The 26,584-nt window shown below is 76.0% G+C and carries 27 protein-coding genes and 1 pseudogene; 18 read left to right on the top strand and 10 right to left on the bottom strand.

Translation table 11 applies throughout. The features are described 5' to 3' along the window. Window positions 1-114: 114 nt before the first annotated feature. From ACFO3M_RS17710 to ACFO3M_RS17700, 3 genes are all read right to left on the bottom strand, one after another. Window positions 115-561 carry a DUF4383 domain-containing protein gene (locus ACFO3M_RS17710; RefSeq protein WP_387991757.1) on the bottom strand — a complete coding sequence of 149 codons (447 nt, stop codon included), beginning with the start codon at window positions 559-561 and terminating at the stop codon, window positions 115-117. A gap of 250 nt (window positions 562-811) precedes the next feature. Beyond that, entirely contained in the window at window positions 812-2,458 is a 1,647-nt protein-coding gene (locus tag ACFO3M_RS17705) for a carbamoyltransferase family protein (RefSeq protein ID WP_387991754.1), read from the bottom strand. Between the two features lie 102 nt (window positions 2,459-2,560). Further along, a complete protein-coding gene (locus tag ACFO3M_RS17700; RefSeq protein WP_387991752.1) occupies window positions 2,561-4,279 on the bottom strand; it encodes a RecQ family ATP-dependent DNA helicase in 1,719 nt (572 codons plus the stop codon). 146 nt (window positions 4,280-4,425) lie between these two features. On the opposite strand from ACFO3M_RS17700, the gene ACFO3M_RS17695 reads away from it, so the two are divergent. The 8 genes and pseudogenes from ACFO3M_RS17695 (at window position 4,426) to ACFO3M_RS17665 (ending at window position 10,228) form a co-directional block, all read left to right on the top strand. Then, window positions 4,426-4,821: a TOBE domain-containing protein gene (locus ACFO3M_RS17695; protein ID WP_387991750.1), complete on the top strand. Its 396-nt coding sequence runs from the start codon at window positions 4,426-4,428 to the stop codon at window positions 4,819-4,821. Window positions 4,822-4,863: 42 nt separating this feature from the next. Further along, entirely contained in the window at window positions 4,864-5,643 is a 780-nt protein-coding gene (modA, locus tag ACFO3M_RS17690) for a molybdate ABC transporter substrate-binding protein (RefSeq protein WP_387991747.1), read from the top strand. Continuing rightward, window positions 5,640-6,437: an ABC transporter permease gene (locus ACFO3M_RS17685; RefSeq protein ID WP_387991744.1), complete on the top strand. Its 798-nt coding sequence runs from the start codon at window positions 5,640-5,642 to the stop codon at window positions 6,435-6,437. The genes modA and ACFO3M_RS17685 overlap by 4 nt, the downstream gene beginning before the upstream one ends. Next, a pseudogene (locus ACFO3M_RS22725) lies at window positions 6,392-6,910 on the top strand (ATP-binding cassette domain-containing protein); the annotation flags it as partial. The gene ACFO3M_RS17685 and the pseudogene ACFO3M_RS22725, both read left to right, overlap by 46 nt. A 120-nt stretch (window positions 6,911-7,030) precedes the next feature. After that, entirely contained in the window at window positions 7,031-7,486 is a 456-nt protein-coding gene (locus ACFO3M_RS22720) for a TOBE domain-containing protein (protein WP_417398479.1), read from the top strand. A 27-nt stretch (window positions 7,487-7,513) separates the two neighbouring features. Further along, a complete protein-coding gene (locus tag ACFO3M_RS17675; RefSeq protein ID WP_387991738.1) occupies window positions 7,514-8,095 on the top strand; it encodes a nucleotidyltransferase family protein in 582 nt (193 codons plus the stop codon). Continuing rightward, the gene (locus ACFO3M_RS17670) at window positions 8,092-8,502 is read left to right on the top strand and encodes a molybdenum cofactor biosynthesis protein MoaE (RefSeq protein WP_387991735.1); all 411 of its coding nucleotides are present in this window, start codon (window positions 8,092-8,094) and stop codon (window positions 8,500-8,502) included. Before ACFO3M_RS17675 ends, ACFO3M_RS17670 begins: the two co-directional genes overlap by 4 nt. Window positions 8,503-8,644: 142 nt before the next feature. After that, on the top strand, window positions 8,645-10,228 hold the full coding sequence (locus ACFO3M_RS17665; protein WP_387991732.1) for a SpoIIE family protein phosphatase: 1,584 nt from the start codon (window positions 8,645-8,647) through the stop codon (window positions 10,226-10,228). Between the two features lie 63 nt (window positions 10,229-10,291). Here ACFO3M_RS17665 and ACFO3M_RS17660 read toward each other — a convergent pair whose 3' ends face one another. The 6 genes from ACFO3M_RS17660 to moaA form a co-directional block, all read right to left on the bottom strand. Further along, window positions 10,292-11,686 carry an FAD-binding oxidoreductase gene (locus tag ACFO3M_RS17660; protein WP_387991729.1) on the bottom strand — a complete coding sequence of 465 codons (1,395 nt, stop codon included), beginning with the start codon at window positions 11,684-11,686 and terminating at the stop codon, window positions 10,292-10,294. A 109-nt stretch (window positions 11,687-11,795) separates the two neighbouring features. Then, the gene (locus ACFO3M_RS17655) at window positions 11,796-12,008 is read right to left on the bottom strand and encodes a hypothetical protein (RefSeq protein ID WP_387991726.1); all 213 of its coding nucleotides are present in this window, start codon (window positions 12,006-12,008) and stop codon (window positions 11,796-11,798) included. Next, window positions 12,005-13,069, bottom strand: coding sequence for a hemolysin family protein (locus ACFO3M_RS17650; RefSeq protein WP_387991723.1), 1,065 nt, complete (start codon window positions 13,067-13,069; stop codon window positions 12,005-12,007). The genes ACFO3M_RS17655 and ACFO3M_RS17650 overlap by 4 nt, the downstream gene beginning before the upstream one ends. Then, window positions 13,062-14,450 carry a hemolysin family protein gene (locus tag ACFO3M_RS17645; protein WP_387991720.1) on the bottom strand — a complete coding sequence of 463 codons (1,389 nt, stop codon included), beginning with the start codon at window positions 14,448-14,450 and terminating at the stop codon, window positions 13,062-13,064. Before ACFO3M_RS17645 ends, ACFO3M_RS17650 begins: the two co-directional genes overlap by 8 nt. Before the next feature lie 69 nt (window positions 14,451-14,519). Then, complete coding sequence (locus ACFO3M_RS17640) at window positions 14,520-14,759, bottom strand: MoaD/ThiS family protein (protein WP_387991718.1); 240 nt, start codon at window positions 14,757-14,759, stop codon at window positions 14,520-14,522. Window position 14,760: 1 nt separating this feature from the next. Continuing rightward, a complete protein-coding gene (gene moaA / locus ACFO3M_RS17635; protein ID WP_387991715.1) occupies window positions 14,761-15,810 on the bottom strand; it encodes a GTP 3',8-cyclase MoaA in 1,050 nt (349 codons plus the stop codon). A 257-nt stretch (window positions 15,811-16,067) separates the two neighbouring features. Between moaA and ACFO3M_RS17630 the strand changes: the two genes are divergently transcribed. The 3 genes from ACFO3M_RS17630 (at window position 16,068) to ACFO3M_RS17620 (ending at window position 19,408) form a co-directional block, all read left to right on the top strand. Next, entirely contained in the window at window positions 16,068-17,291 is a 1,224-nt protein-coding gene (locus ACFO3M_RS17630; protein ID WP_387991712.1) for an MFS transporter, read from the top strand. Continuing rightward, entirely contained in the window at window positions 17,288-18,469 is a 1,182-nt protein-coding gene (locus ACFO3M_RS17625) for a GNAT family N-acetyltransferase (RefSeq protein WP_387991709.1), read from the top strand. The genes ACFO3M_RS17630 and ACFO3M_RS17625 overlap by 4 nt, the downstream gene beginning before the upstream one ends. A 99-nt stretch (window positions 18,470-18,568) precedes the next feature. After that, on the top strand, window positions 18,569-19,408 hold the full coding sequence (locus ACFO3M_RS17620; RefSeq protein WP_387991706.1) for an aldo/keto reductase: 840 nt from the start codon (window positions 18,569-18,571) through the stop codon (window positions 19,406-19,408). 84 nt (window positions 19,409-19,492) lie between these two features. On the opposite strand, the gene ACFO3M_RS17615 is transcribed toward ACFO3M_RS17620, so the two are convergent. Then, entirely contained in the window at window positions 19,493-20,302 is an 810-nt protein-coding gene (locus ACFO3M_RS17615) for a DUF3097 domain-containing protein (protein ID WP_387991703.1), read from the bottom strand. Between the two features lie 323 nt (window positions 20,303-20,625). On the opposite strand from ACFO3M_RS17615, the gene ACFO3M_RS17610 reads away from it, so the two are divergent. The 7 genes from ACFO3M_RS17610 (at window position 20,626) to ACFO3M_RS17580 (ending at window position 26,563) form a co-directional block, all read left to right on the top strand. After that, on the top strand, window positions 20,626-21,648 hold the full coding sequence (locus ACFO3M_RS17610; protein WP_387991700.1) for a PRC and DUF2382 domain-containing protein: 1,023 nt from the start codon (window positions 20,626-20,628) through the stop codon (window positions 21,646-21,648). A gap of 160 nt (window positions 21,649-21,808) precedes the next feature. After that, on the top strand, window positions 21,809-22,723 hold the full coding sequence (locus ACFO3M_RS17605; RefSeq protein WP_387991697.1) for an AAA family ATPase: 915 nt from the start codon (window positions 21,809-21,811) through the stop codon (window positions 22,721-22,723). A gap of 76 nt (window positions 22,724-22,799) precedes the next feature. Beyond that, complete coding sequence (locus ACFO3M_RS17600) at window positions 22,800-23,891, top strand: vWA domain-containing protein (RefSeq protein ID WP_387991694.1); 1,092 nt, start codon at window positions 22,800-22,802, stop codon at window positions 23,889-23,891. Then, a complete protein-coding gene (locus ACFO3M_RS17595) occupies window positions 23,884-25,005 on the top strand; it encodes an XdhC family protein (protein WP_387991691.1) in 1,122 nt (373 codons plus the stop codon). The genes ACFO3M_RS17600 and ACFO3M_RS17595 overlap by 8 nt, the downstream gene beginning before the upstream one ends. Before the next feature lie 39 nt (window positions 25,006-25,044). Continuing rightward, a complete protein-coding gene (locus ACFO3M_RS17590) occupies window positions 25,045-25,311 on the top strand; it encodes a helix-turn-helix domain-containing protein (protein ID WP_387991689.1) in 267 nt (88 codons plus the stop codon). Beyond that, complete coding sequence (locus tag ACFO3M_RS17585) at window positions 25,308-25,973, top strand: ATP-dependent Clp protease proteolytic subunit (protein ID WP_387991686.1); 666 nt, start codon at window positions 25,308-25,310, stop codon at window positions 25,971-25,973. Before ACFO3M_RS17590 ends, ACFO3M_RS17585 begins: the two co-directional genes overlap by 4 nt. A 41-nt stretch (window positions 25,974-26,014) precedes the next feature. Next, on the top strand, window positions 26,015-26,563 hold the full coding sequence (locus tag ACFO3M_RS17580) for an MOSC domain-containing protein (RefSeq protein ID WP_387991683.1): 549 nt from the start codon (window positions 26,015-26,017) through the stop codon (window positions 26,561-26,563). Window positions 26,564-26,584: the final 21 nt, after the last annotated feature.

Below are 26,584 nucleotides of genomic sequence, written 5' to 3'. Positions count from 1 at the left end.
CGCCGTCGGGAGCCGGGGACGTCGGGAGCCGGGGACGGCGGGAGCCGGGCACCCGCCGCGTGGCAGGTGCCCGGCTCCCGGTGGTCCCCGTCCCGGGAGGACGGGGACCACCGCCTAGGGGCGCGAGGAGCGGGCGAGCGTGTTGACCGGGCCGAGCGCGATCACCAGTCCCACCACGGCGGTGGCGACGTGCAGGACGTTGTCCGCGGCGTTGACGTTGAGGAAGTCCCAGTCCTGGTTGATCGCGATCAGGCCGTAGACGAACGCCGCGCCGTAGCCGACGGCGAGCAGCCAGCCGTAGGTTCGGGCGCCGGCCAGCGTGCGGGACAGCAGGACGCCGGCCAGGCCGATCACGATGTGCACGACGTTGTGCAGCGGGTTGATCATGAACACGAGCAGCGTGTCCGTGTTGCCGTCGGTGCGGTTGCTGGCGAAGCCGTCGAAGCCGGTGATGAAGAAGCCGACGATGCCGACGAGCAGGTAGACGACGCCGAAGGCGAGGGCGAGTGTCTGGGGCCAGGCCATGCCCGGCCGAGCGCCGGTGTTCCCCGTGGTGGCCATCTGGTTCCTCCGTGTGTGGACGAGGTCGCCGCCGTCCTGGCGGGCTCGGGGTGTCGCCTACCCCGGCGTGACGGTCGGTAACGGGAGCCCCCCGTCCAGCGGAGGGCCGTTGCCGGATCGTCACCGTCGCGGCAGGCGGTGTACCGGTCTTCGGACGCCGCGGCCGACCCGGTTCACCGGTCACCCGGTGGAGGGGCGGGGGAACGCGCAGGGCCCCGCGCCGGCGGCGCGGGGCCCTGCGGAGGAGGGGTCAGGGGCGGGGCGTGCGCCTCGTCCGGCGGACGACGAACGGGCCGATGGCCAGCAGGTCGACCGGGGCCGAGCCGAAGCACTCCAGGGCGTCGCGCGGGTCGTCGACCATCGGCCGCCCGGCGGTGTTCAGGCTGGTGTTCACCACCACCGGCAGCCCGGTGCGCCGCTCGAACGCCGAGATCATCCGGTGCACCAGCGGCTCGGTCTCCGGGTCGATGGTCTGGATGCGGGCGGTGCCGTCGACGTGGGTGACCGTGGGGATGCGGTCCTTCCACTCCGGGGCGACGTCGTGCACGAAGAGCATGTACGGGGAGGGGATCGGCCCGCGGCCGAAGATCTCCGGCGCCTTCTCCAGCAGCACCATCGGCGCCACGGGGCGGAACTGCTCGCGGCCCTTGACGTCGTTCATCCGCTCGAGGTTGGCCTCGAAGCCGGGGTGGGCGAGCAGGGAGCGGTGGCCGAGCGCCCGCGGGCCGTACTCGCTTCGGCCCTGGAACCAGGCCACGATCCCGTTGTCGGCGAGCACCTCGGCGACGGCCTCGGCGACGTCGTCGGGACGCTCGTAGTCGACGGCGGCGGTCTGCAGCCGGCGCTCGATCTCGTCGTCGCTCCAGCCGCGGCCCAGCGCCGCGCCGGGCATCGGCTCGGTGCGCTCGCCGAGCTCGGCGGCGACGTGCAGGGCGGCGCCGAGGGCCGTGCCGGCGTCACCGGCGGCCGGCTGCACCCACACCTGCTCGAACGGGCTCTCGGCGAGGATGCGGGTGTTGGCCACGCAGTTGAGCGCGGTGCCGCCGGCCATCGTGAGCGTCTTCTCGCCGGTCTGCTCGTGCACCCAGCGGGCGAGGTCGACCAGCACCTCCTCCAGCCGCGTCTGCACGCTGGCGGCGAGGTCGGCGTGGTCCTCGGTCCACCGCTCGTCCTTGCCCAGGCGCGGCGCGAACTCGGAGAAGTCGATCCTCTCGGTGCGGAAGCCGCCGTCGCCGGTGGCGCGGATGAGCTCGGACAGCTCGCCGAGGAAGCGCGGCTTGCCGTAGGAGGCCATCGCCATGACCTTGAACTCGTCGGAGCTGCGCAGGAAGCCCAGGTGGTCGGTGAGCTCCTCGTACATGAGGCCCAGCGAGTGCGGCAGCGACTGCCCCGCCAGGATCTCCAGCTGCCCGTCGACGTAGCGGCCGGCGAGGTGGCTGTGCGCCTCGCCGCGGCCGTCGAGCACCAGGACGGCGTTGTCGCGCTGCGGCGCGGCCTTGCCGGCCGACGCCGCGTGCGCGACGTGGTGCTTGACGAAGCGGACCTTCGCGGGGTCCAGGCCGGGGAGGGCGTGCGCGAGGAAGTCCGGCGCCATCTCGGCGTACCTCTTGCGCATGGTGTCGCCGTCGTCGAACAGGCCGGAGTCCTCCGGCGTGCCCATGAGGGCGGGGTCGAAGGAGTAGGCGACGGCGTCGAGCTCCTCGGGGCGGATGCCCGCGTGCTCCAGGCACCACGCGGCCGACAGCTCGGGCAGCTCCCATGCGCTCCACGGCAGCGGGCGCTTGCCGTGCTTGCGCCGGCTGAAGCGTTCCTCCTCGGCCGCGGCCACGACCTTCCCGTCGACGACGAGGGCCGCCGCCGGGTCGTGGTAGATGGCGTTGATGCCGAGGACCTTCACGTGCGCTCTCCTCCCGCACCGGGCGACGCGCCCGGCGATCCGGCCTTGATCATCGACTTCCCCGGGCGCTCCCGCAGGGTGAGCACCCGATGAGGTGTCCGGTCAGCCGCCGGCCCCCCGCACCTGCAGCAGGTCGTTCGCCTCGACGGCCTTGAGCGCCAGGGTCTTGTAGCCGACCTCCTCGAACAGGACGACGACGCGGTCGTCCTCCACCCGCATGACCACGCCGGGGCCCCACTCGGTGTGCGTCACGGGGGTCTCGGGGGCGAACGGGGTGTCGGCGTCACCGCCGGACGGCTGCTCGCGGGAGGTGCCGGCCGAGCAGTTGTCGCAGTTGCCGCAGGGCTCCTCGAGCTGCTCGCCGAAGTAGCCGAGCAGGTACTGGCGGCGGCACTCGGTGGTCTCGGCGTAGCCGCGCATCATCTCGACGCGGCTCTGGTCGACCCGCTCGTGGTGCTCGGCGAGCTCGCGCGCGGCGGCGGCCGCCTCGCCGGGGGCGGGCGCGCCCTCGGCGGGGTGCGCGGCGCCCTCCTCGTCGAGGACGACGGCGGACACCTGCTCCAGCAGGTTGAGGTCGCGGGCCAGCGGTGTGGCGCCGCGGCCGGTCTCCTCGCGCAGCTGCTTGACGTCGACGCCGTCCTCGACGCCGGCGGCGGGCGCGGCGGCGACCAGCCCGGCGACCTGCTGCAGCTCCTCCTCGGCGGGGGCGCCGGCGGCGAAGAAGCGGCGCAGGCCGAGGTCCTCCTGCCGGTAGACCAGCACCGCGAGCGCGGGCTCGCCGTCGCGGCCGGCCCGGCCGATCTCCTGGTAGTAGCTGTCGATCGAGTCGGCGGGCTCGGCGTGGACGACGAACCGGGTGCCGGGCTTGTCGATGCCCATCCCGAAGGCCGTGGTGGCGACGACGACGTCGAGCTCGTCCTCCATCCACGCGCGCTGGGTGTCCTCGCGCTCGCTCTTCCTGAGGCCCGCGTGGTACGGCCGCGCCCGCAGCCCGCGCTCGGTGAGCGCCTCCGCGACCTCGAGGGTGCCCTTGCGGGTGGCGCTGTAGACGATGCCGGGGCCGCGGCCGGCCTCGACCTCGGCGGTCGTGCGGTCGAGGACCGCATTCCGCTTGGCGGTGGCGTCGGCGTGGTGGTCGACCTCGAGCCGGATCTCCGGCCGGTCGAACCCGGCGACGACGACCTCGGGGTCGCGCATCGCCAGCCGCTCGACGATCTCGGCGCGCACCGGCGGGGCCGCGGTGGCGGTCATGGCGAGCACCGTGGGGTGGTCCAGCTGCTCGACCACCTGCCCCAGCCGCAGGTAGTCGGGGCGGAAGTCGTGCCCCCAGGCCGAGACGCAGTGCGCCTCGTCGACGACGAACAGCGCCACGCCGGCCCCGCGGACCGCGTCGACCACCTCGGGCTTGGTCAGCTGCTCGGGAGCGAGGAAGAGGAAGCGGACCGTCCCGTCGGCCAGGCCCTCGAGGGCGGCGCGCTGGTCGCCGGCGGACAGGCTGGAGTTGAGCTGGGCGGCGCGGCCGGCGTCGTCGCCGAGCTCCTGCAGCCGCTCCACCTGGTCGCGCTGCAGGGCGATCAGCGGCGAGACGATGACGACCGGGCCGTCGAGCAGCTGCCCGGCGACCTGGTAGACCGCGCTCTTGCCGGCGCCGGACGGGAGCACCGCCAGCGTGTCCCGGCCGGACAGCACGGCCTGCATGGCCCGCTCCTGGCCGGGACGGAACTCCTCGAAGCCGAGGACGTCGCGGGAGACCTCGCGCAGCCGGCGGGTGCGGACCGAGGCCGAGCCGCCGGCGGGGTTGTCGCTGGGGGTGCGTGACACCGGCTGCCGCTGCCCGGACGCCGCGATCGGCAAACGGAGGCCGGGGTGTCGGCGTCTCCCGGGGGACGCGGCGTGTGCACGGATCGCGGTGGCCGGGGGCCGTGGACGGCGGTGCGTGCACACGCCGCGCACGTAGGGTCCCCGGCGTGAGCGCGAGCTACCGGATCGCCGAGGCCGCGGCGCTGCTCGGGGTCAGCGACGACACCGTGCGCCGGTGGATCGACGGGGGCCGGCTGCCGGCGTCGCGCGAGGGCGGCGGCCCCGCGCACGTCGACGGCGCCGACCTCGCCCGCCTGGCCACCGAGCTGCACGAGGCGCCCGAGCCGGGCACCACCCGCGGCTCCTCGGCGCGCAACCGGCTGGCCGGCATCGTCACCCGGGTCCTGCGCGACACGGTGATGGCGCAGGTGGAGATCCAGGCCGGGCCGTTCCGGCTGGTCTCGCTCATGTCCCGCGAGGCGGCCGACGAGCTGGGCCTCGAGGTCGGCGTCCGCGCCGTCGCCACGGTCAAGGCCACGCAGGTGAGCGTCGACGTCCCGTAGGAGGTCCGCACCTGCGGATTCGGAGGGGCTAGTGTCCCGCGCATGCGGGGACGTGGGATCGGTGCGGCGCTGGTCGCGGTGGCGCTCGGCGCCGCCGGGTGCGGGGGAGGGGCCGGCGCGAGCGCGGCCGGGGACGGCGACGGCCCCACCGGCACGCTCACCGTCTTCGCCGCCGCCTCGCTCACCGACGTCTTCACCGACCTCGGGCAGCGGCTGGAGGAGCGGAGCGACGGCCTGACCGTGCAGTTCAACTTCGCCGGCAGCTCGGCGCTGGCCACCCAGCTGACCCAGGGCGCCCCGGCCGACGTCTTCGCCTCGGCCAACGGCACCCAGATGTCGGTGGTCACCGACGCCGGCCTCGCCGACGGCGACCCCACCGTGTTCACCGCCAACGTCCTGCAGATCGCCGTCCCCGCGGGCAACCCGGCCGGCGTCACCGGCCTGGCCGACTTCGCCCGCGAGGAGCTCACCCTCGCCGTCTGCGCACCCGAGGTGCCCTGCGGCGCGGCGTCGGAGGACGTCTTCGCCGCCGCGGGCGTGACGCCCCGCCCGGACACGCAGGAGGAGGACGTCCGCGCCGCGCTGACCAAGGTGGAGCTCGGCGAGGTCGACGCCGCGCTGGTCTACGCCACCGACGTCGTCGCCGCCGGGGACGCCGTCGAGGCCGTCCCCTTCCCCGAGGCGGAGGACGCGGTCAACGACTACCCGCTGTGCACGCTGACCGGCGCCCCCAACCCGGAGGCGGCGCGGGCCTTCGTCGACCTGGTCCTGTCCGAGGAGGGGCAGCGCGCGCTCGGGGACGCGGGCTTCCGGGCGCCGTGAGGCGCGCCCGCACGCCGGCGCCCCTGCTCGTCCCCGCCGCGCTCGCCGTCGCCTTCCTCGTCCTGCCCCTGGTCGCGCTGGTCGTCCGCGCGCCGTGGCCGCAGGTGCCCGCGCTGCTCACCGAGCCGGGCGTCGGGCAGGCGCTGCGGCTGTCGCTGGTCTCCGCGACGCTGGCCACGCTGGTCTCCGTCGTCCTCGGCGTGCCGCTGGCCTGGGTGCTGGCCCGATCCCGCGCCCGCGGGCGGGCGGTGCTGCGCGCGCTGGTGACCGTGCCGCTGGTGCTCCCGCCGGTGGTGGGCGGCGTCGCGCTGTTCCTCGTGCTGGGCCGCCAGGGGCTGGTCGGGCGCTGGCTCGCCGAGACCACGGGGATCACCGTCCCGTTCACCACCACCGCGGTGGTCGTCGCCGAGACGTTCGTGGCGATGCCGTTCCTCGTGGTGAGCGTCGAGGGGGCGCTGCGGGCCGCCGACGCCCGGTTCGAGGACGCCGCGGCCACCCTCGGTGCCGACCGCTGGACCACCTTCCGCCGGGTCACCCTGCCGCTGGTGGCGCCGGGCGTCGCCGCCGGCGCGGTGCTGTGCTGGGCGCGGGCGCTGGGCGAGTTCGGCGCCACGATCACCTTCGCCGGCAACTTCCCCGGGACGACGCAGACGATGCCGCTCGCGGTCTACCTCGCCCTGCAGCGCGACCCGGACGCGGCGATCGTGCTGTCCCTGGTGCTGCTGGCCGTCTCGGTGGCCACCCTGCTGCTCCTGCGCGACCGCTGGCTGGGGCGCACGGGGGTGGCCCCGTGACCCTGGAGGCGCAGGTCCGCGTCCGCCGCGGCCCGGTGACCGTCGACGTCGCCCTCGACGTGCCCGACGGCGAGGTGCTCGCCGTCCTCGGGCCCAACGGCGCCGGCAAGTCCACGCTCCTGCGGGTGCTGGCCGGCCTGCTGCCGCCCGACGGCGGGCGGGTGGCCGTCGACGGGACCGTGTGGGACGACGTCGACGCCGGCGTGCAGCTGCCCGCGCACCGGCGCCCGCTCGGGATGGTGTTCCAGGACCACCTGCTCTTCCCGCACCTCTCCGTCCTGGACAACGTGGCCTTCGGGCCGCGCACCCGCGGGGCGTCGAAGGCCGACGCGCGCCGCGCCGCGGCCGCGTGGACCGAGCGGGTGGGCCTGGCCGGCCTCGCCGACCGGCGGCCCGCGCAGCTGTCCGGCGGGCAGGCGCAGCGGGCGGCCCTGGCCCGCGCGCTGGTCGGCGACCCGGCGCTGCTGCTGCTCGACGAGCCGCTGTCGGCGCTGGACGCCCGCACACGGCTCGCCGTCCGCGCGGAGCTGCGCCGGCACCTGGCCGACTACGCGGGCAGCACCGTGCTGGTCACCCACGACCCGGTGGACGCCATGGCGCTGGCCGACCGGGTCGTGGTGGTCGAGGACGGCCGGGTGGTGCAGGCCGGGACGCCCTCCGACGTCAGCCGGCACCCCCGCACCGACTACGTCGCGCGGCTGGTCGGGCTGTCCCTGCTGCCGGGCACGGGGGAGGGGACGGCGGTGCGCCTCGACGGCGGTGGCGTGGTGGCGGTGGCCGAGGAGACCGCGGGGCCGGTGTTCGTCGCCGTCCGCCCGGAGTCGGTGGCGCTCTACCCGGTCCGGCCCGAGGGCAGCCCCCGCAACGTCTGGCCGGCGCGGGTGGCCGGGGCGACGCCGCACGGCGCCACGGTGCGCTGCGAGCTCGACGGCGAGGTGCCGCTGGTCGCCGACGTCACCGCGACCGCCTTCGCCGAGCTCGGGCTGGCGCCGGGGTCGCCGGTGTGGGCGGTGGTCAAGGCCTCCGAGGTCGCCGTCTACGCGCGCTGAGACCGGACGCGCTGACAGGCTGGGGTCATGACGACGGTCGCCGGGCTGGTCCTCGCCGCGGGCGGGGGGCGGCGCTACGGCATGCCCAAGGCGCTGGTCGAGTACGGCGGCAGCCTGCTGGTCGAGCGAGCGGTGCGCACGGCCCGCGCGGTGTGCGACCCGGTGCTCGTCGTCCTGGGTGCCCGTGCGGTCGACGTGTGGCGGACTGCCGACCTCACCGGCGCGACCGTGCTGGCCAACCGCGACTGGGAGACCGGCATGGCCTCGAGCCTGCGCACCGGCCTCGACGGCCTGCGCGGCTGGCCCGGGAGGGTCGACGCCGCCCTGGTCACGCTGGTGGACGTGCCGGGGATGACGCCGGAGGCGCTGCGCGCCGTCGCCGCGCACGCGCACCCCGGCGCGCTGGCGGTCGCCGCCTACGACGGCGTCCGCGGGCACCCGGTGCTGCTGGGGCGCGACCACTGGGCCGGGGTGGCGGCGACGGCGACCGGTGACGAGGGCGCCCGCCGCTACCTGGCCGCGCACCCGGTCACCGAGGTCGACTGCACGGGCCTGGCGGACCCGGGGGACCTCGACGTGCCGCCGGGCGGGGTAGCTTCGGCGCCGTGATCGCCCGGGTCGTCGACGAGCCGCTGTCGGTCGCCGAGCACGAGCAGGCCGTGGCCGACGCGGGTGCCGGCGCCGTCGTCTCCTTCTCCGGCGTCGTCCGGGACACCGACGGCGGCCGGTCGGTGACCGAGCTGGAGTACGTCGGCCACCCCACCGCCGCGCAGGTCATCACCGAGCTCGCCGAGGAGTTCGCCGCCCGCCCGGGGATCCGCGCGGTCGCCGTCTCCCACCGGGTCGGCCTGCTGGGCATCGGCGACGTCGCGCTGGCCTGCGCGGTCAGCTCGGCCCACCGCGGGGAGGCCTTCACCGCCTGCGCCGAGCTCGTCGACGAGGTGAAGAAGCGGCTGCCGATCTGGAAGCGCCAGGTCTTCACCGACGGCGACGAGGAGTGGGTCGCCTGCCCCTGAGGCAGGTCGCGTCCCGGTACCGGTGCGGCCCGGCTGCTTGACCGGCCGGGACGCGCGTGGCACAACGATGCCCACTCCAAGGGTGGGGTGGGGCTTGCCCCGGTGTGCCCGCGCACAGCGGCCGGACGACAGCGAGGTGCCCGTGCCCGCGCCGGAGCGCGACCCCGTCCTCGAGGCGATGCCCCTGGGCTACATCGCCGTCGACGCCGACTGGCGGGTCACCTACGTCAACGTCCACGGCGAGGCCGTGGTCGGCCGGACGCGCGACGAGCTCGTGGGCAGCTGCTTCTGGGCGTCCTTCCCCGCCCACCGGGACGACGAGTTCGGCCGGGTCTACCGCGAGGCGATGGCCACCGGCACCCCGCGGAGCGTCGAGGCCTACCACCCCGCGCCGCTCGACGGCTGGTTCGAGGTGCGCGCCGTCCCGCTGCCGACCGGCCTGGCCCTGTACTTCTCCGAGGTCACCGCCCGCCGGACCGCGCAGGACCGGCTCGCGCTGCTGGCCCGCGTCGGCTCCGAGCTGACCGGCACGCTGGAGCTCGCCGAGGCGGTCCGCCGGATCCCGCGGCTGGTCGTGCCGGAGCTGGGCGAGGCCTGCCTGCTCACCGTCCTCGACGACGACGGCCGCCCCCGCGACCTCGGGTCCTGGCACGGCGACCCCGCCCGCCGCGAGCTGCTGGCCCGCTACGCCGCCGTCCGGCTGCCCGGGATGCCCGCCGCCGCCCCGGTGGTCCGCGCGCTGGCGGGGGAGACGGTGGCCTCCGACGGCGCCGCGGTGCTCGCCGCGATCGAGGACGAGGAGGCCGCCCGGCTCTACCGCGGGCTGGGCGCGCCCGCCGTGCTCGCCGTCCCGCTGCCCGGTCGGGACCGGGTGATCGGCGCGCTGACCTTCCTCGCCGCCGAGAGCCGCAGCGCCGCCCGGGTGGACCCGCTCACCGCCCGCGAGGTCGCGGGCCGGGTGGGCCTGGCGCTGGACAACGTCCGGCTGTTCGCCCGCCAGCACCAGCTCGCCGAGGCGCTGCAGCGCAGCCTGCTCACCGACCCGCGCGGGTCCGGGCTCGGGGCGGTCGAGGTGCGGTACACCCCGGCGGCGGAGGCGGCGCGGGTCGGCGGCGACTGGTACGACGCCTTCGTCCAGCCCGGCGGGGCGACGACGCTGGTCATCGGCGACGTCGTCGGGCACGACACCGCCGCGGCGGCCGCGATGGGGCAGCTGCGCTCGCTGCTGCGCGGCATCGCCGCCTACAGCGACGCCGGCCCCGCCGAGGTGCTGCGCGGGCTGGACGAGGCGATGGCCACCCTCGGCGTGGACACCTACGCCACCGCCGCCGTCGCCCGTTTCGAGCGGCTGCCGGGGGAGGGCGCGGCGACGCGGATGTGCTGGTCCAGCGCCGGCCACCTGCCGCCGCTTGTGCTCGACCCGTCGGGCCGGCCGGTCGAGCTGCCCCCGCCGCCCGGCGACCTGCTGCTCGGCGTCGACCCGGCCGGCGCCCGCGGCGAGAGCGCCGTGGTCCTCGAGCCCGGCTCCACGGTGCTGCTGTTCACCGACGGGCTGGTCGAGCGGCGCGGCCTCGACCTCGACGCCGGGCTGGCCCGGCTGACCGGGGCCGTCACCGAGCTCGCCGGGCGGCCGCTCGACGAGCTGTGCGACGAGGTGATCGAGCGGCTCGTGCACGGCCGGCCCGAGGACGACGTCGCGCTGGTCGCCCTGCGTCTCGGGAGCTGAGGACCCCCGCCACCCCGCTGCCGGACGGCGCCGTGCCGGACGGCCGAGTGCCCGGGCCGGGGCTCAGCCCGGCGGGATGTTGTGGTTGACGTGGAAGAGGTTCCCGGGGTCGTAGCGCCGCTTCACGTCGACGAGCCGCCGGTACTTGGCCGCACCGAAGACCCTGCGCGGGTCGAACCCGCGGTGCCCCGCCGGCTCGGCGCCCTGGAAGTTGACGTACTGGCCCCCGGTGGTGAACGGCTCCATGTCCGTGGCCAGGCCCCGGACGAACGCGGTCCGGGCGTCGTCGTCGGCCGGGTCGCTCCAGAACCCGTAGACGTTGAGCCAGAACCGGGCGGCCCGGTTGGGGAACGGCGTCGCCTCCTCGGGCACGCGTCCGAACGCACCGCCGAGGTGGTGGACGTCGAAGGCGGTGCCGGTCCAGGTCTGCTCCGACGCGCGGCGGACCAGCACGTCGGCCACCGCGGCGTCGAGCCGGTCGAACGAGGTGTTGCGCCAGTAGGCCCGGACACCGTCGGGGAACAGGGCGTCGAACGCGGACTGCCACTCGACCCACCGCACCGCGCCGAGCTCCTCCTCGTCCGGCGGGGCGAGCGCGCGCAGCCGCTCGGCGTGGGCCTCCCCGGCCGCGTGGTCGGCCGAGGCCCACGCGAACCCGACCAGCAGGAGCGGCTCGTCGCCCAGCCCCGCGACGGGCGGCGGGGTCAACGACGTCGAGATCGCCGTCATCTCGTCCGGCAGGTCGCGCGTCCACCTCTCCATCGCGGCCCACGCCTGGGGCCAGCGGTCCTGCCGGTAGAGGAAGTTGCCGGCGAACACCCGCGGTCCGAGCGGCCGGGCCCGGAAGGTGAAGGAGGTGACCACGCCGAAGTTGCCGCCACCGCCGTGGAGCGCCCAGAAGAGGTCGGGGTGCGCGGTGTCGCCGGCCGTGATCCGCTGCCCGTCGGCGGTGACCAGCTCGACGGACACCAGGTTGTCGGCGGCCAGCCCGTACGGCCGGGTCAGCCAGCCCACCCCTCCGCCGAGGGTGAGCCCCGCGATGCCGGTACCGGACACGACGCCGACCGGCACGACGAGCCCGTGCGGCTCCGTGGCCGCGTCGACGTGGGCCAGCGTGGCGCCCGCCTCGACGCGCACGGTCCCCGCCGCCGGGTCGACCGACACGGCGTGCAGGCCGCCGAGGTCGAGCACGACCCCGCCGTCCACGCTGCTGGTGCCGGCGACGTTGTGCCCCCCTCCGCGCACGGCCAGGTCGAGGGCGTGCTCCCGGGCGTAGCCGATGGTGGGCGCGACGTCCTCCACGCCGGCGGCCCGCACCACGGCCCAGGGACGACGGTCGATCATGCCGTTCCACACCGCGCGGGCCTCGTCGTAGCCGGGGTCGTGCTCCCCGACCACGGTGCCCGACACGCGGGCACGGAGGTCGTCCAGCTCGGGGCGCAGCCGTGTCGTCGTCATGGGTAGCCCCCATCCGGGTCCGCCCCCGCTGGCCGCCATGCTTCGCCCGGGGGCGGACACCGGTCAAGACGCACGGGCCGGCGGACGGGGCGCCGGACGGTGCTCCCGCTCAGCCGGCGGTGGAGCCGCCCTCGTCGGTCGGGCGGGTGCGCCTGTGCGCGGCCTCCTCGGCGCGCTCCTCCTCCAGCTCCGCCTCGCCCTCCAGCCGGTGGGCCTCGCCGGCCACCTGCGCGGCGGCGTCGCCGTGCGACTGGCCGTAGACCTCCTCGGCCCGCCCGAGCAGCTCCTCGGCCTTGGCCTTCGCCTTCTCGATGAAGCTCATCGCGCTCCCGTCCTCTCGGCGTTCCGGTGTGGGGAGTCCCGGTGTGCAGCATCCCGGATCTCGCCGACGAGCTCCTCCAGGATGTCCTCGAGCGCGACGACGCCGGCGACGCGGCCGCCCTCGGTGACCGCGGCGAACTGGGCGCGACCGGCCTGCATGACGCCCAGCGTGCGGCGCAGGTCGTCCTCGGCGGCCACCCGGGGCAGCGGCCGGGTGATGTCCCGGACCCGCGGCTCCGGCGCGCCGTCGGCGGCCAGCACGTCCTTGACGTGGACGTAGCCGAGCAGCCGGTCGCCGACGGCCACCGGGAAGCGGGAGAAGCCGGTGGCGGCCGCGGCGCGCTCCACGGCGGCGACGTCGTCGTCCGGCGCGACGACGGTCAGCGCGGCCCGCGGGATGAGCACCGAGCGGGTGTCGCGCTCCTCCAGCTGCAGCGCGCCGGTGAGCAGCTCGTGGCCGCGCTCGTCGAGCAGGCCGCCGGCGCGGGACTCGTCGATCAGGCCGGCGACCTCGTCGCGGGTGAAGGCGCTGGTCACCTCGTCCCTGGGCTGGACGCGCAGCAGCCGCAGCACCCCGTTGGCCAGCGCGTTCAGCGAGACGATCACCGGCTTGAGCACCGTGACCACGCCGGACAGCAGCGGGGCGAGGACCAGCGCGGCCCGGTCGGGGCCGGCCAGCGCCAGGTTCTTCGGCACCATCTCGCCGATCACCACGTGCAGCGCGACGACGACGGTCAGCGCGATCACGAACGAGATGGGGTGCACCAGCGCCTCGGGCACCGACAGCGCCTCGAACACCGGCTCGAGCAGGTGCGCCACCGCGGGCTCGCCGATGGCGCCCAGCCCCAGCGAGCAGACGGTGATGCCCAGCTGCGCGCCGGCCATCATCAGCGACACGCGCTCCATCGCGGCCAGCGTGGTGCGGGCGCGGCGGGAGCCCGCCTCGGCCAGCGGCTCGATCGAGGAGCGGCGCGCGGAGATGAGCGCGAACTCCGCGCCGACGAAGAACGCGTTGGCGAGCAGCAGCACGACGGCGACCAGCACGCCGACCCAGTCACCCACGGTCGTCCTCCTCGTCGTCGCCGGTGGTGGCCGGCAGGCCGCCGACGACGGCCCGCTCGACGCGGGTGCCGTCGACCCGCTCGACCTGCACCCACACGCCGGCCGGGAGCCCCTCGGCCTCGGCGGCCAGCTCCGGCGGCAGAGCGGGCCGCGCCTCGATCCGGTCCCCGACCTCGGGGATCCGGCCGAGCACGTGCAGCACCAGGCCGCCGAGGGTCTCCCAGTGCCGGTCGGCGGGCACGGCCAGGCCGGTCGCGGCGGCCACCTCGTCGGGCCGCAGCAGCCCGGACACCGACCAGGTGCCGTCGCCGCGGTCGACGACGTCGTCGCCGGTCTCCTGGTCGTGCTCGTCGGTGAGGTCGCCGACGATCTCCTCCACGAGGTCCTCGACGGTCACCACGCCGTCGGTGCCGCCGTACTCGTCGACGACGACGGCCATCTGCAGCCCGCCGCGGCGCAGGTCGCCGAGCAGGTCGTCCAGCCGCCGGGAGGTGGGGACGAACAGCGGCGGCAGCATGACCGCCGAGACCGGGGTGTCGGCCCGCCGGTCGCGGGCGACGGCGAGGGCGTGTTTCACGTGGACCATCCCGACGACGTCGTCGACGCCGCCGTCGGCGACCACCGGGAACCGGGAGTGCCCCGAGTCGCGCGCGGCGGTGAGCACCTCGGCCACGGGGGCGTCGGCGGGGACGGTGGTCATGCGGGTGCGCGGCGTGGCCGCGTCGCTGGCGCGCAGCTCGCCGAAGGCCAGCCCGCGCTCGAGCATCACCGCGGTCTCGGCGGGCAGGGTGCCCTGCCGGCCCGAGCGGCGGACCAGCGAGGTCAGCTCCTCCGGCGAGCGGGCCGAGGCCAGCTCCTCCTGTGGCTCCACGCCGAACAGCCGGCGCAGCATCGCGTTGGCCCAGCCGTTGAGGAACCGGATGACCAGCGACGTCGCCTTCGTGAAGCCGCGCTGGAAGCCGGCGACGGCGCGGGCGGTGTGCAGCGGCTGGCTGATCGCCACGTTCTTGGGAACCAGCTCGCCGAACACCATGGTCAACACGGTGGCCAGGACCAGGGCGAGGGTGATCGACACCGACCGGGCCGCGGCGCCGGACAGGCCGGCCGACTCCAGCGGCCCGCGCAGCAGCGCGGCGATGGAGGGCTCGGCGACGAAGCCGATGGCCAGGTTGGTGACGGTGATGCCGAGCTGGGCGCCGGAGAGCTGGGTCGACAGCGTCCGCAGCGCGGCGAGGACGCCCGCCGACCCGCGGACGCCGGCCTCGGTCTCGCGCTCGACGGTGGCCCGGTCGACGGTCACCAGCGCGAACTCGAAGGCCACGAAGCCGGCGCAGGCGAGGACCAGCAGGACGCCGACGAGGACCAGCAGCCACTCGATCACGGAGCGACCTCGGTGGCGGGGGAGGGCAGGGGACGGCTCGTATGGTGAGGCTGGCTCACGAGGGGGCGGTCATCCTCCGGCGAAGGGGGGCAGCACGTCCACGACCGCCCCGGGCGACAGCTCCAACGCGCGGTCGCGCGTCTGCGTTCCGTCGACCAGGAAGGAGCAGGCGGTGAGCACCCGTTCGAGGCGCTCGCCGTGGGCGTCGACGATCCGGCCGACCAGCTCCTGGAGCGTGCCGGCCTCGCAGGTCTCGGTGTCCACGCCGGCCGCGGCGCGGGCGCCGGCGAAGTAGCGGACGGTCACCATCTCAGCCGCCGATGGCCGACATCGGCCGGGACGGCTGCAGGAAGCTCGGGTCGTCGATGCCGTGGCCGGGCAGCTTGGCCAGGGTGGCGATCCGCCAGCGGTCGGCGAGCTCGGCATCGGTGGCGCCCTCGCGCATCGCCGTCCGCAGGTCGGACTCCTCGCGGGCGAACAGGCAGTTGCGGACCTGGCCGTCGGCGGTGAGCCGGGTGCGGTCGCAGGTGCCGCAGAAGGAGCGGGTGACCGAGGCGATCACGCCGACGGTGGCCGGGCCGCCGTCGACCAGCCACCGCTCGGCCGGCGCCGAGCCGCGCTCCTCGGTGTCGGGCGTGAGGTCGTGTGCGGCCGAGAGCCGCTCGAGGACGTCCTCCGCGGTGACCATCTCGCCGCGGGTCCAGGCGTGGTGCGCGTCGAGCGGCATCTGCTCGATGAACCGCAGCTGGTAGCCGCGCTCGAGGCAGAAGTCGAGCAGCGGGACGGCGTCGGCCTCGTTCATGCCGCGCAGCAGGACCGCGTTGACCTTGACCGGGGTGAGCCCGGCGTCCTGGGCGGCCTGCAGCCCGGCCAGGACGTCGTCGAGCCGGTCGCGGTGGGTGAGGGCCTTGAACCGCTCGCGGTCGAGGGTGTCGAGGCTGACGTTGATCCGGTCCAGCCCCGCCGCGGCGAGCGCGGGGGCGACGCGGGCCAGCCCGATGGCGTTGGTGGTGAGGCTGACCTCCGGGCGCGGCGCGAGTGCCGTCGTGGCCTCGACGATGCCGACCAGGCCCGGGCGCAGCAGCGGCTCGCCACCGGTGAAGCGGACCTCGCGGACGCCCAGCTGCTCGACGCCGATGCGGACCAGCCGGACGACCTCGTCGTCGGTGAGCTGCTCGACCTTGGGCAGCCACTGCAGCCCCTCGGGCGGCATGCAGTAGGTGCAGCGCAGGTTGCAGCGGTCGGTGAGCGAGACCCGCAGGTCGGTGGCGACCCGGCCGTGCCGGTCGACCAGCCCGCCGGTGCCCGGGACGCCGTCGGCCGGACGGGTCCAGGGGTCGGGGAGCGGGGTCGCACTCACGCTGGCGAATGTAGTGCGCAACGGCGATCACGTCCCCCGTCCCGCGACAGGAACCGGCCGGCCCCCGCATCCGCGGAGCCGATCGCCGGGAACGGGCCGCTGGTGCGGAGGCCGAGGTTGCAGCCGGGTTGCCGGCGGGCGGGCAGGCGGAAACCGGGACGACGACGTCGGTGCCCGTTGTTACGGTCGGGGCGCCACCCGAGAGTCCGGCGGGCAGTCCCGCACTCGCCTGTGGCCAGGAAGCGCGAGAAGAGCCCGTGTCACCCCGCACGCTGTTCGGCCCCTACGGCCGCCTGTTCACCGTCCCCGGAGCCGTCTGGTTCTCCCTCGCTGGGTGGGTCGCGCGGCTCCCGCTGCCGATGCTCGGCCTGGGCGCGGTGCTGCTGGTCGAGGGCGAGTCCGGCAGCTACGGCCTGGCCGGCGCCGTCTCCGGGACCCTCGCCCTCGCGGCCGCGGTCGGCGGGCCGCAGTGGGCCCGCGCCATGGACCGCCGCGGCCAGGGGCGGGTCCTGCAGGCGGCGATGGCCGCCTACCTCGCCACCGGGCTGGCGTTCGTCGGCGTCGTCGTCGCCGACGGGCCGCGCTGGGCGTGGTTCGCCCTCGCCGGGCTGACCGGGGCGAGCCTGCCCAACATCGGCGCGCTGGTCCGCGCCCGGTGGGCGGCCGCGCTGGAGGACGCCGAGCGCCGGCAGACCGCCTTCGCCTTCGAGTCCGTCGTCGACGAGGTCGTCTTCGTCGTCGGCCCGCCGCTGGTGACCGTGCTCGGCACGATGGTCGCCCCGGCCGCCGGCTTCACCACCGGCATCGTGCTGGGCACCGTCGGCGGGCTGTGGCTGGCGCGGCAGCGCGCCACCGAGCCCACCGCGACGCCCGCGCCGTCCGCCGGCGGGCGGCACCGGCCGGCCGCGCTGAACGCGGCGGTGCTGCTGGTCTGCGCGACCTACCTGGGCGTGGGGACCGTGTTCGGCGCGATGGACGTCGTCGTCGTGGGCTTCGCCGAGGAGCAGGGCGCGCCCGCGCTGGCCGGGCTGGCGCTCGCGCTCTACGCCGGCGGCAGCCTGGTCGCCGGGCTCGCCTACGGGGTGGCGCGGCTGCGCGGCACGCTGGCCACCCGGTTCCTCGCGACGGCGGTCTTCTTCGGGCTGGCCGCGCAGGGGCTGTGGGCGGTGGCCTCGCTGCCGCTGCTGGTCGGCGCCGGGTTCCTCGCCGGGCTCGCCGTCGCGCCGGTGCTGGTGTCCGGGACGTCGCTGGCCGAGTCCCGGGTGCCGCGGGCGGCGCTCACCGAGGCGCTGGCCTGGACCAACACCGGCCTGACGCTGGGCGTCACCGCCGGCTCGGCGCTGGCCGGCGCGGCGGTGGACGCGTGGGGCGCCCGGGCGGCCTTCGCCGTCCCCGCGCTGGCCGCGGCCGTCGCGGCCGCGCTCGCGCTGGTCGGCGCGCCGCTGCTGCGCCGCCCGGCGCTCGAGCCGGTGGCGGCGTGAGCGTCACCGTGCGGCCGCTGGCCGACGACGAGCTCCCCGCCGCCTGGGAGCTGGGCCGCCTGGCCTTCGGCGGGCCGGCCGCGGCGCCGGAGTGGGCGCTGCGGCCGGTCGAGGGGCTGGTGCGGCTGGGCGCGTTCGACGCCCGCGGCCGGCTGGTCGGCAAGGCCACCGACACCGGTCACCGGCAGTGGTGGGGCGGCCGGGAGGTGGCCACGGTGGACGTCGGCGGCGTCGCCGTCCTGCCCGAGTACCGGGGCGCGGGGGTGGCCCGCGCGCTGCTCACCGACCTGCTCGCCCGCGGTCACGAGCGCGGTGCCGCGGTCAGCGCGCTGTTCCCGACCGTGTCGGCGGTGTACCGGAACCTCGGGTGGGAGGTCGTGGGCGCCCTGCAGCGGGTGGACCTGGACACCGCCTCGCTGCCGTCCGCGCCCGTGCCGGGCGTGCAGGTGCGGCCCGGCGGGCCGGCCGACCTGCCCGTCGTCGACGGGCTGTACGAGACCCTCGCCCGCCCGCGCACCGGGCTGCTCACCCGGCGCGGGGGCGTCTTCGACCTGCCGCACGAGGGCCCCTGGCCCGACGGGGTGGACGGGCTCACGGTGGTCGAGCAGGACGGCGTCCCGACCGGGGCCCTCGTGTACGGGCGCGGGCGCGGCTACGGCCCCGAGGCGCTGCTCACCGTCCACGACGCGGTGGCGGTCACCGCCGACGCCGCGCGGGCGCTGGTCGGGGTGCTGGCCGGGTGGCGGACCGTGACCCGCACCGTCCGCCTGCCCCTGCTCGCCGGCGACGCGATCGCCGGGGCGCTGCCGCTGGAGCGCTCGCCGGCCGGTCCCGGGGTGGCGTTCATGCACCGACCGGTCGACGTGGTCCGCGCGGTCGCCGACCGCGGCTGGCCCGGGCACGTCCGCGGACGGGTGGCGTTCACGCTGCTCGACCCCCTCGTGCCCGGCAACGCCGGTCCCTGGGAGCTCGAGCTCGCCGACGGCGCCGGGGAGCTGCGCCGCGCGGACCGCGAGCCGGGGCTCGTCCTGGCGGTGCGCGGGTTCGCCCAGCTGTACTGCGGCGTCACCAGCGGCCGGGCCGCGGCGCTGGCCGGGCTCGTGACCGGCCCGGACGACCCGTCCGCGCTGGACCTGCTCGCCTCCGGGCCGCCGGTCGGCCTGCTCGACTACTTCTGACACGGGTTGAGCGCCGGGCTGCCGGGTAGGCGGGGGGCCGGTGTTCCGTGCCCACGCGAGTGCGCGGCGCCGCAACCGTCATCAGCGAGAGGAGCCCCCGTGGCCACCGTGCCCGCGATCCGACTCAACAACGGCGTCGAGATCCCCCAGTTGGGGTTCGGCGTCTACCAGGTCCCGCCGGACCGGACCGTCGAGGCGGTCCGCACCGCACTCGAGGTCGGCTACCGGCACATCGACACCGCCGAGATGTACGGCAACGAGAAGGAGGTCGGCCAGGCCGTCCGCGAGTCGGGCATCGACCGGTCCGAGGTCTTCGTCACCAGCAAGCTCAACAACGGCTTCCACCGCCGCGGGGACGCCCTGAAGGCCTTCGACCAGACGCTCGACGACCTCGGCTTCGACTACCTGGACCTGTTCCTGATCCACTGGCCGCTGCCGACCATCGACGTCGACTACGTCGAGACGTGGAAGGCCATGGAGGAGATCTACGCCGGGGGGAAGTGCCGCGCGGTCGGCGTCTCCAACTTCAACCCGCACCACCTGCGCCGGCTGTTCGGCGAGACCGAGGTGCGCCCGGCGGTCAACCAGATCGAGGTGCACCCCTACCTCACCAACGACGAGGTGCGCGCCTTCGACGCCGAGCACGAGATCGTCACCGAGGCCTGGTCGCCGATCGCGCAGGGCAAGGTCCTCGACGACCCGGCGATCGTCGCGATCGCGGAGAAGCTGGACCGCACGCCCGCCCAGGTCGTGCTGCGGTGGCACGTGCAGCGCGGCGACGTCGTCTTCCCGAAGTCGGTGACCCGCGCGCGGGTCGAGGAGAACTTCGCGCTGTTCGACTTCGAGCTCGACGAGGGCCAGATGGCCACCGTCACCGGCCTCGACCGCGGCGAGCGCACCGGCCCCGACCCGGACACGTTCGACTACGTGCCCGGCTGATCCCTCGCCTGCCCCCACCGCTCGCGGCCCTCCTGCAGGGGCCCGCCGCGAGCCTGCGAGCGGTGGGGGCAGGAGGGTCCTTCCTCAGTCCGTCGTGACGAAGTCGATGAGCTCCTCGACGCGGCCGATCAGCGCGGGCTCGAGGTCGGTCCAGGTCCGCACGCGGGCCAGGATGCGCTGGGCCCACACGTAGCCGGTGTCGTCCTCCCAGCCCAGGCGGCGGCAGACGCCGGTCTTCCAGTCCTCGCCCCTCGGGACCTCCGGCCAGGCGCGGATGCCGACGACGGAGGGCTTGACCGCCTGCCAGACGTCGACGAACGGGTGGCCCACGACGAGCGCGTGCTGCCCGGTCACCTGCTCGGCGATCCGCGACTCCTTCGACCCGCGCACCAGGTGGTCGACCAGCACGCCGAGCCGCCGGCCCTGCCCGGGACGGAACTCGCGGACGATGCCGGGCAGGTCGTCGACGCCGTGCAGCGGCTCCACGACGACGCCCTCGATGCGCAGGTCGTGGCCCCACACCTTCTCGACCAGCTCGGCGTCGTGCTTGCCCTCGACGTAGATGCGGCCCTCGCGGGCGACGCGGGCGCGCGCACCGGCCACGTAGGTCGAGCCCGAGGCGCTGCGGGTCGGCGTCACCGGGCCCTTCGGCGTCGGGCGCACGAGCACCACCGGACGGCCGTCGACCCAGAAGCCGGGGCCGAGCGGGTAGGCGCGGACCTTCCCGAACCGGTCCTCGAGGTGGACGACGTCCTTCTCGCAGCGCACGACGGCGCCGACGAACCCCGAGCTGGGGTCCTCGACGACGAGGTCGCGTTCGGCGGCCACCTGTGGCGGCGGCTTCTTGACCGTGCGGGGGTGCACCAGGTTGTCGTAGGGGGAACGCGGCGGCACGGGTCCCAGGAGAGCCGATGACCGCGGATGAGGCCCGCAGACGCGCCGAGCGGGCCGTGTGTGAGGAAGGCCGCGACACGCCCGAGGTCGTGCCGATCGCGGAACGTCACGGGACGTCGCGATCGGTCGACGACGCGCCAGCTCGCCGGAACAGCGCGGTGACCAGCGGAAACGGCCGTCCCGCCGCCGGGCCCGCTCGGGCGGGGCGGTGCACGCTCAGCCACCGAAGCGTCGCACTCGATCTCCGTCGTTTCGCCGCGCCGAGCCCGGTCACCCATCTACGCGACCGTCACACCACAGCTCAGATGGGAGCGAGAGCGACGATGATCAGCACCGACACCATCAGCCGCGTGATCGGACAGGACGTCTACGACGAGGCCGGCGAGAAGATCGGCTCGGCCTCGGAGGTCTACCTCGACGACGAGACCGGTCAGCCGGAGTGGGCCACGGTGCGCACCGGGCTGTTCGGCACCAAGGAGTCCTTCGTCCCGCTGCGGGACGCCGACCTGACCAACGACGGCCTGCGCGTACGCGTCAGCAAGGCCCAGGTCAAGGACGCCCCGAAGATCGACACCGACGGGCACCTGTCCCCGCAGGAGGAGCAGGAGCTGTACCGGTACTACGGCCTCGGCTTCGGCTCGGGCACGCAGACCACGACGCAGACCACGGCGCAGACCACCTCGCAGACCACGACGGACGTCGGCACCGCCGGCACCTACTCGCTGGACCAGGACCGGTCGCAGCAGGACCTGACGACGGCCGGCACCGGCACCGTCGGGATGGCGACCGACCGTGACCGCGACGGCGTGCGCGACGACCTCGAGACCCGCGGCACCGTGGGTCACGACGTCTCCGGCCCGACGACCGACAACGCCATGACCCGCTCCGAGGAGCACCTCAACGTGGGCACCCAGCGCGTCGAGGCCGGCCGGGCGCGGCTGCGGAAGTACGTCGTCACGGAGAACGTGAGCCAGACCGTCCCGGTCTCCCACGAGGAGGTGCGGGTCGAGCGCGAGCCCATCACCGACGCCAACATCGGCAACGCGATGGACGGGCCGGCCATCTCCGAGGAGGAGCACGAGGTCGTCCTGCACGCCGAGCGCCCCGTCGTGTCCAAGGAGGCCACGCCGGTCGAGCGCGTCCGCCTCGACACCCAGACGGTGACCGAGCAGGAGACCGTCTCCGACCAGGTGCGCCGCGAGGAGATCGAGGTCGACGGCGGCACCACGGGCGTCGCCGGCACCACGACCGGGACGACCACCGGCACCACCGGGGACGACCGCGGCCTCGTGCAGAAGGCCAAGGACGCCCTGGACCGCGACAACGACGGCAAGATCGGTCGCTGAACCGGTAACAGCACCACGGCCCGGTCCTGACCGGGCGCACCAGACGGCGGTGGCCGGCCGGAGACGACGACTCCCGGCCGGCCACCGTGGCGTCTGCAACGGTTGCGGGCACCGGGGCCGCGGCGTGTCGCCCGCCTGCGCAGGTGGGATGCTCGGCGGCGTGACCGAGACCACGACCGAGCTCCCCGGGACCGACGCCCTGCCCGGCGGACCCGACGAGCTGGCCGCGGCGCTCCGCTCGACCGGCTACCTCCCCGACGAGGGCCTGGCCACCGCCGCCTACCTGGCGCTGGTCATGCGCCGCCCGCTGTTCCTCGAGGGCGAGGCCGGCGTCGGCAAGACCGCCCTGGCCCGGGCGCTGGCCGAGGTCACCGGCCGCCCGCTGTACCGCCTGCAGTGCTACGAGGGCCTGGAGGCCAGCCAGGCGCTCTACGACTGGGACTTCGGCCGCCAGCTGCTGCACCTGCGCGCCGCCGAGGCCGCGCACGCCACCGGCGACACCGAGGCGCTCGAGGCCTCGCTCTACGACCGCCGGTTCCTGCTCGCCCGCCCCCTGCTGCAGGCGCTGGAGGACTCCCCGAGCGTGCTGCTGGTCGACGAGGTCGACCGCGCCGACGACGAGTTCGAGGCCTTCCTGCTCGAGGTGCTGTCGGACTTCACCATCTCCATCCCGGAGCTCGGCACCGTGCGCGCCGAGGTGCCGCCGCTGGTGGTGCTGACCTCCAACCGCACCCGCGAGGTGCACGACGCGCTCAAGCGCCGCTGCCTCTACCACTGGCTGCAGCACCCCGACTTCGACCGCGAGGTCGCCATCCTGCGCGCCCGGCTGCCCGAGGTCACCGAGCAGCTGGCCCGCGAGGTGGCCCGGGCGACCGGGAAGCTGCGGACGCTGGACCTGCTCAAGCCGCCGGGCGTCGCCGAGGCGATGGACTGGGCCACCGCGCTGCACGCCCTCGGCGCCCGCGACCTGGACCCCGACCTCGCCGCCCGCACCCTCGGCGCGGTGCTCAAGTACCGCGAGGACACCGACCGGGTGCACGCGCTGGCCCGAGGAGCGCTGTTCGGTGGCGGGTGAAGGGTCCCGTCCCCCTCACGCCTCGCACGCTCGGCGCGAGCCTCCGGACGGGGCCGTTCCAGCACGTCACCACGTCGTGGCCACCGTCCTGGGGTTCGCCCGGACGCTGCGCGCCGCCGGGGTGGCCGCCTCCCCGGACCGGGTCGAGGCGATGCTGTCGGCGGTGGCGGTGCTCGACGTCCTCGACGCCACCGCCGTCTACTGGGCCGGGCGGCTGACGCTGTGCTCGGGTCCGGACGACCTCGACCGCTACGACGCCGCGTTCGCCGCGTACTTCGGCGGCGAGGTCCCCCGCCGGTCGACGCCGGCGACGAGCGCGCCGCCCAGGACCGCCGCCACCGCGCCCCTGGAGCAGGGCGGCGGTCCCGGTGAGGAGGGCGAGGCGCCCTCGGACCTCGCCGTCGCCGCCTCGGCCGAGGAGGTGCTGCGGCACCGCGACGTCGCCGACCTGACGCCGGCCGAGCGCGAGCACCTGCGGCGGCTGTTCGCGCTGGTCCGCCCCGCGGCGCCCATGCGCCCGGCCCGCCGCCGCCGGCCTGCCCCGCACGGCGCGGTGCACCCGGCGCGCACGGTGCGGCGGGCGCTGCGCGACGGCGGCGAGGTCACCCGGCTGCTGCACCGGCGGGCCCGGCCGCGGCCGCGGCGGGTGGTGCTGCTGGTCGACGTCTCCGGCTCGATGAGCCCCTACGCCGACGCGCTGCTGCGCTTCGCCCACGCCGCGGTGCGCGCCCGGCCGGCCTCGACCGAGGTGTTCACCATCGGCACCCGGCTGACCCGGGTGACCCGCGAGATGCGGCTGCGCGACCCCGACCGGGCGCTGGCGGCCAGCGGCGGCGCGATCCCCGACTGGTCCGGCGGCACGCGGCTGGGCGAGGTGCTCAAGGCGTTCCTGGACCGGTGGGGGCAGCGCGGGACCGCCCGCGGCGCCGTCGTCGTGGTGTGCAGCGACGGGTGGGAGCGGGGCAGCCCCGACCTGCTGCGCGAGCAGATGGCGCGGCTGCGCCGGCTCGCGCACGCCGTCGTCTGGGTGAACCCGCACAAGGGCCGGGCCGGCTACGAGCCGCTGACCGGTGGGATGCAGGCGGCGCTGCCGTCGGTCGACGCGTTCGTGTCCGGCCACAGCCTGGCCGCCTTCGAGGAGCTTTCAGGGGTGATCTCGCGTGCGTGAGGTGCTGGACGACCTGGTCGGCTGGTGGCAGGCCGGCGAGACGGTCGGGATGGGGACGGTGGTCGCCACGTGGCGGTCCGCGCCGCGGCCGGCCGGGGCGGCCATGTTGGTCGGTCCCGACGGGACGGCGGTCGGCAGCGTGTCCGGCGGCTGCGTCGAGGGGGCGGTGTACGAGGAGGCGCGGGACGTCGTCGAGTCCGGCGTCCCGACGCTGGAGCGCTACGGCGTCAGCGACGACGACGCGTTCGCCGTCGGGCTGACCTGCGGCGGGATCCTCGACGTGTTCGTCGAGCCGGTCTCGCGCGAGTCGTTCCCCGAGCTGGGGGAGATCGCCGAGTCGGTGGGCCGGCACGAGCCGGTCGCCGTCGTCACCTGCGTGCGCGGGCCCGAGGACCGCATCGGCCGGCGGCTGGTGCTCTGGCCCGACCGGTCCTCCGGCACGCTCGGCCTGCAGCGCCTCGACGACGCCGTCGCCGACGACGCCCGCGGCATGCTCGCCGCCGGCCGCACCGGCACGCTGACCTACGGCCACGACGGCGAGCGGCGCGGCGACGAGCTGACGCTGTTCGTCTCCTCCTTCGCCCCGCCGGCGCGGATGGTCGTGTTCGGCGCGATCGACTTCGCGGCCGCCGTCGCCCGCGTCGGGGCGTTCCTCGGCTACCGGGTGACCGTGTGCGACGCCCGGCCGGTGTTCGCCACTGCCCGCCGCTTCCCCGACGCGCACGAGGTCGTCGTCGAGTGGCCGCACCGCTACCTGCAGGCCGAGGTCGACGCCGGGCGCATCGACGAGCGCACCGTGCTGTGCGTGCTCACCCACGACCCGAAGTTCGACGTCCCGCTGCTGGAGGTGGCGCTGCGGCTGCCGGTGGCCTACGTGGGCGCGATGGGCTCGCGGCGCACGCACGACGAGCGGCTCGAGCGGCTGCGCGAGGCGGGGCTGTCCGAGGCCGAGCTGGCCCGGCTGTCCTCGCCGATCGGCCTGGACCTGGGGGCCCGCACCCCCGAGGAGACCGCCGTCTCGATCGCCGCGGAGATCATCGCCGGGCGCTGGGGCGGCACGGGCGAGCGGCTGAGCGGCACCGCGGGGCCGATCCACCACACCGCCGAGCGCTGAGGGTCGTGGACATAGCGGAAGAGGTATACCGTTCCTGGTATGCCGCCGCCGCGCCGCAGCCGCTTCCCCGGCCTGGAGGACCGGGGTGAGCGCCGGCGCGGGCTGATCGAGGAGCTGGTCCGGCTGCGCCGGGAGAGCGAGCTGAGCCAGACGCAGGTCGCGGCGCGCATGGGGACGTCGCAGTCCGCCGTCGCCCGCCTGGAGAGCGGGGAGCTGGACGCGCGGCTGTCGACGCTGGAGCGCTACGCGGCCGCCCTGGGCCGCACCGTCGACTGGCAGGTCCGCACGTCCGAGGAGTTCCCGTGACCCGTCCCCCAGGCACCTGGCCACCCCTCCCGCCGGAGCCCCCGTTCCCGCTGCCGCCGCCCGACTCCCCGCGCAGCCCGTGGCAGCCGCCGCCCCGGCCGCCCGCCGTCCCCGGGCAGGGCGCGACGACGATGTCCGTCGTCGTCGGCTCGCCCGACTGGCTGGCCGAGCGGCTGGTCGAGCACCGCATGGTGACGCTGTCCGGCGAGCTCGACGCCGACGCGGTCAACCGGGCGGTCGCCGAGCTGGCGCTGCTCGACGCCGACGGCGACGGCCCGGTCCAGCTGCGGCTGTCGGGTGTGAGCGCCGACCTGGACGCCGCCCTGGTCCTCGTCGACGCGATCGACCTCATGGGCGCGCCGGTGCACGTCACCTGCCTCGGCACGATCACCGGCGCCGCGGTGGCCGTGCTCGCGGTGGCCGACCGGCGCACCGCCGGGACCCACGCCCTGTTCCAGCTGACCGAGCCGCGGGCGCCGGGCAGCGGCCTCGGCCGGGACGTCGAGGCCGTCGCCGCTGAGCACGCCCGGCGGCTGCGCCGGCTGCAGGAGCGGCTGGCCGGGGCGACCGGTCGTGACGTCGAGCAGGTCGCCGCCGACATGCGCGCCGGCCGGCTGCTGTCGGCGGAGGAGGCCCGGGAGTACGGGCTGGTCGACCGCTGAGCGTCGACCCGCTGGACGCCGACCGCCCGTACACCTACGACGTGGAGGTGGTGGGGCTGCTCGTCTCGCCGGTGCACCGGTACGACGGGCGACCCGGCGGCGTCGTCCCGCCGCAGGACGGCGACCGGGCCGAGCGGGTGGAGGTGCGCGCCGGACACGGCATCGTCGGCGACCGCTACGCCGGCCGGCCCGCGCACCGCGACGCCGCCGTCACCGTGCTCGCCGCCGAGTCGGTCGAGGCGCTGGCCGCCGAGCTCGGCGCCGGCCCGCTGGACCCGCTGCTCGCCCGGCGCAACGTCGTCCTGCGCGGCGCCGAGGTCGAGGCCCTGCGCGGCGCGGTGTTCGCCCTCGACTGCGGGGAGGGTGTCGTCGTCCTGCGCGGCGGGCGGCCGGCCAACCCGTGCGCCTGGCTGGACACCGTGCTCGCGCCCGGCGCGCACCGGGGGATGCGCGGCCGCGGCGGGGTCCGCTGCGCCCCGCTGACCGACGGCGTCCTGCGGCTCGGTCCCGCCGTCCTCACCAGCGCCGTCCCGCTCGACCCGGCCCGCGCCGGGGAGGCCCACCGCGTGCTGCCGCGGCCCCGTCCGTAACCTGCCTCACAGCCACCGCCG

The organism is Geodermatophilus arenarius (genome assembly GCF_042654585.1).
GTDB lineage: Bacteria > Actinomycetota > Actinomycetes > Mycobacteriales > Geodermatophilaceae > Geodermatophilus > Geodermatophilus arenarius.
Note: the sequence above shows the minus strand (reverse complement) of the source record. Positions and strands in the feature narration are given on the sequence as shown.

Coding starts and splice junctions, on each gene's coding strand:
- ACFO3M_RS22720 (WP_417398479.1), top strand. CDS start 7,031: ATGGCGCTGGCCGACCGGGTCGTGGTGGTCGAGGACGGCCGGGTGGTG.
- ACFO3M_RS17710 (WP_387991757.1), bottom strand. CDS start 561: ATGGCCACCACGGGGAACACCGGCGCTCGGCCGGGCATGGCCTGGCCC.
- ACFO3M_RS17675 (WP_387991738.1), top strand. CDS start 7,514: ATGACGACGGTCGCCGGGCTGGTCCTCGCCGCGGGCGGGGGGCGGCGC.
- ACFO3M_RS17610 (WP_387991700.1), top strand. CDS start 20,626: ATGATCAGCACCGACACCATCAGCCGCGTGATCGGACAGGACGTCTAC.
- modA (WP_387991747.1), top strand. CDS start 4,864: ATGCGGGGACGTGGGATCGGTGCGGCGCTGGTCGCGGTGGCGCTCGGC.
- ACFO3M_RS17660 (WP_387991729.1), bottom strand. CDS start 11,686: ATGACGACGACACGGCTGCGCCCCGAGCTGGACGACCTCCGTGCCCGC.
- ACFO3M_RS17640 (WP_387991718.1), bottom strand. CDS start 14,759: ATGGTGACCGTCCGCTACTTCGCCGGCGCCCGCGCCGCGGCCGGCGTG.
- ACFO3M_RS17590 (WP_387991689.1), top strand. CDS start 25,045: ATGCCGCCGCCGCGCCGCAGCCGCTTCCCCGGCCTGGAGGACCGGGGT.
- ACFO3M_RS17655 (WP_387991726.1), bottom strand. CDS start 12,008: ATGAGCTTCATCGAGAAGGCGAAGGCCAAGGCCGAGGAGCTGCTCGGG.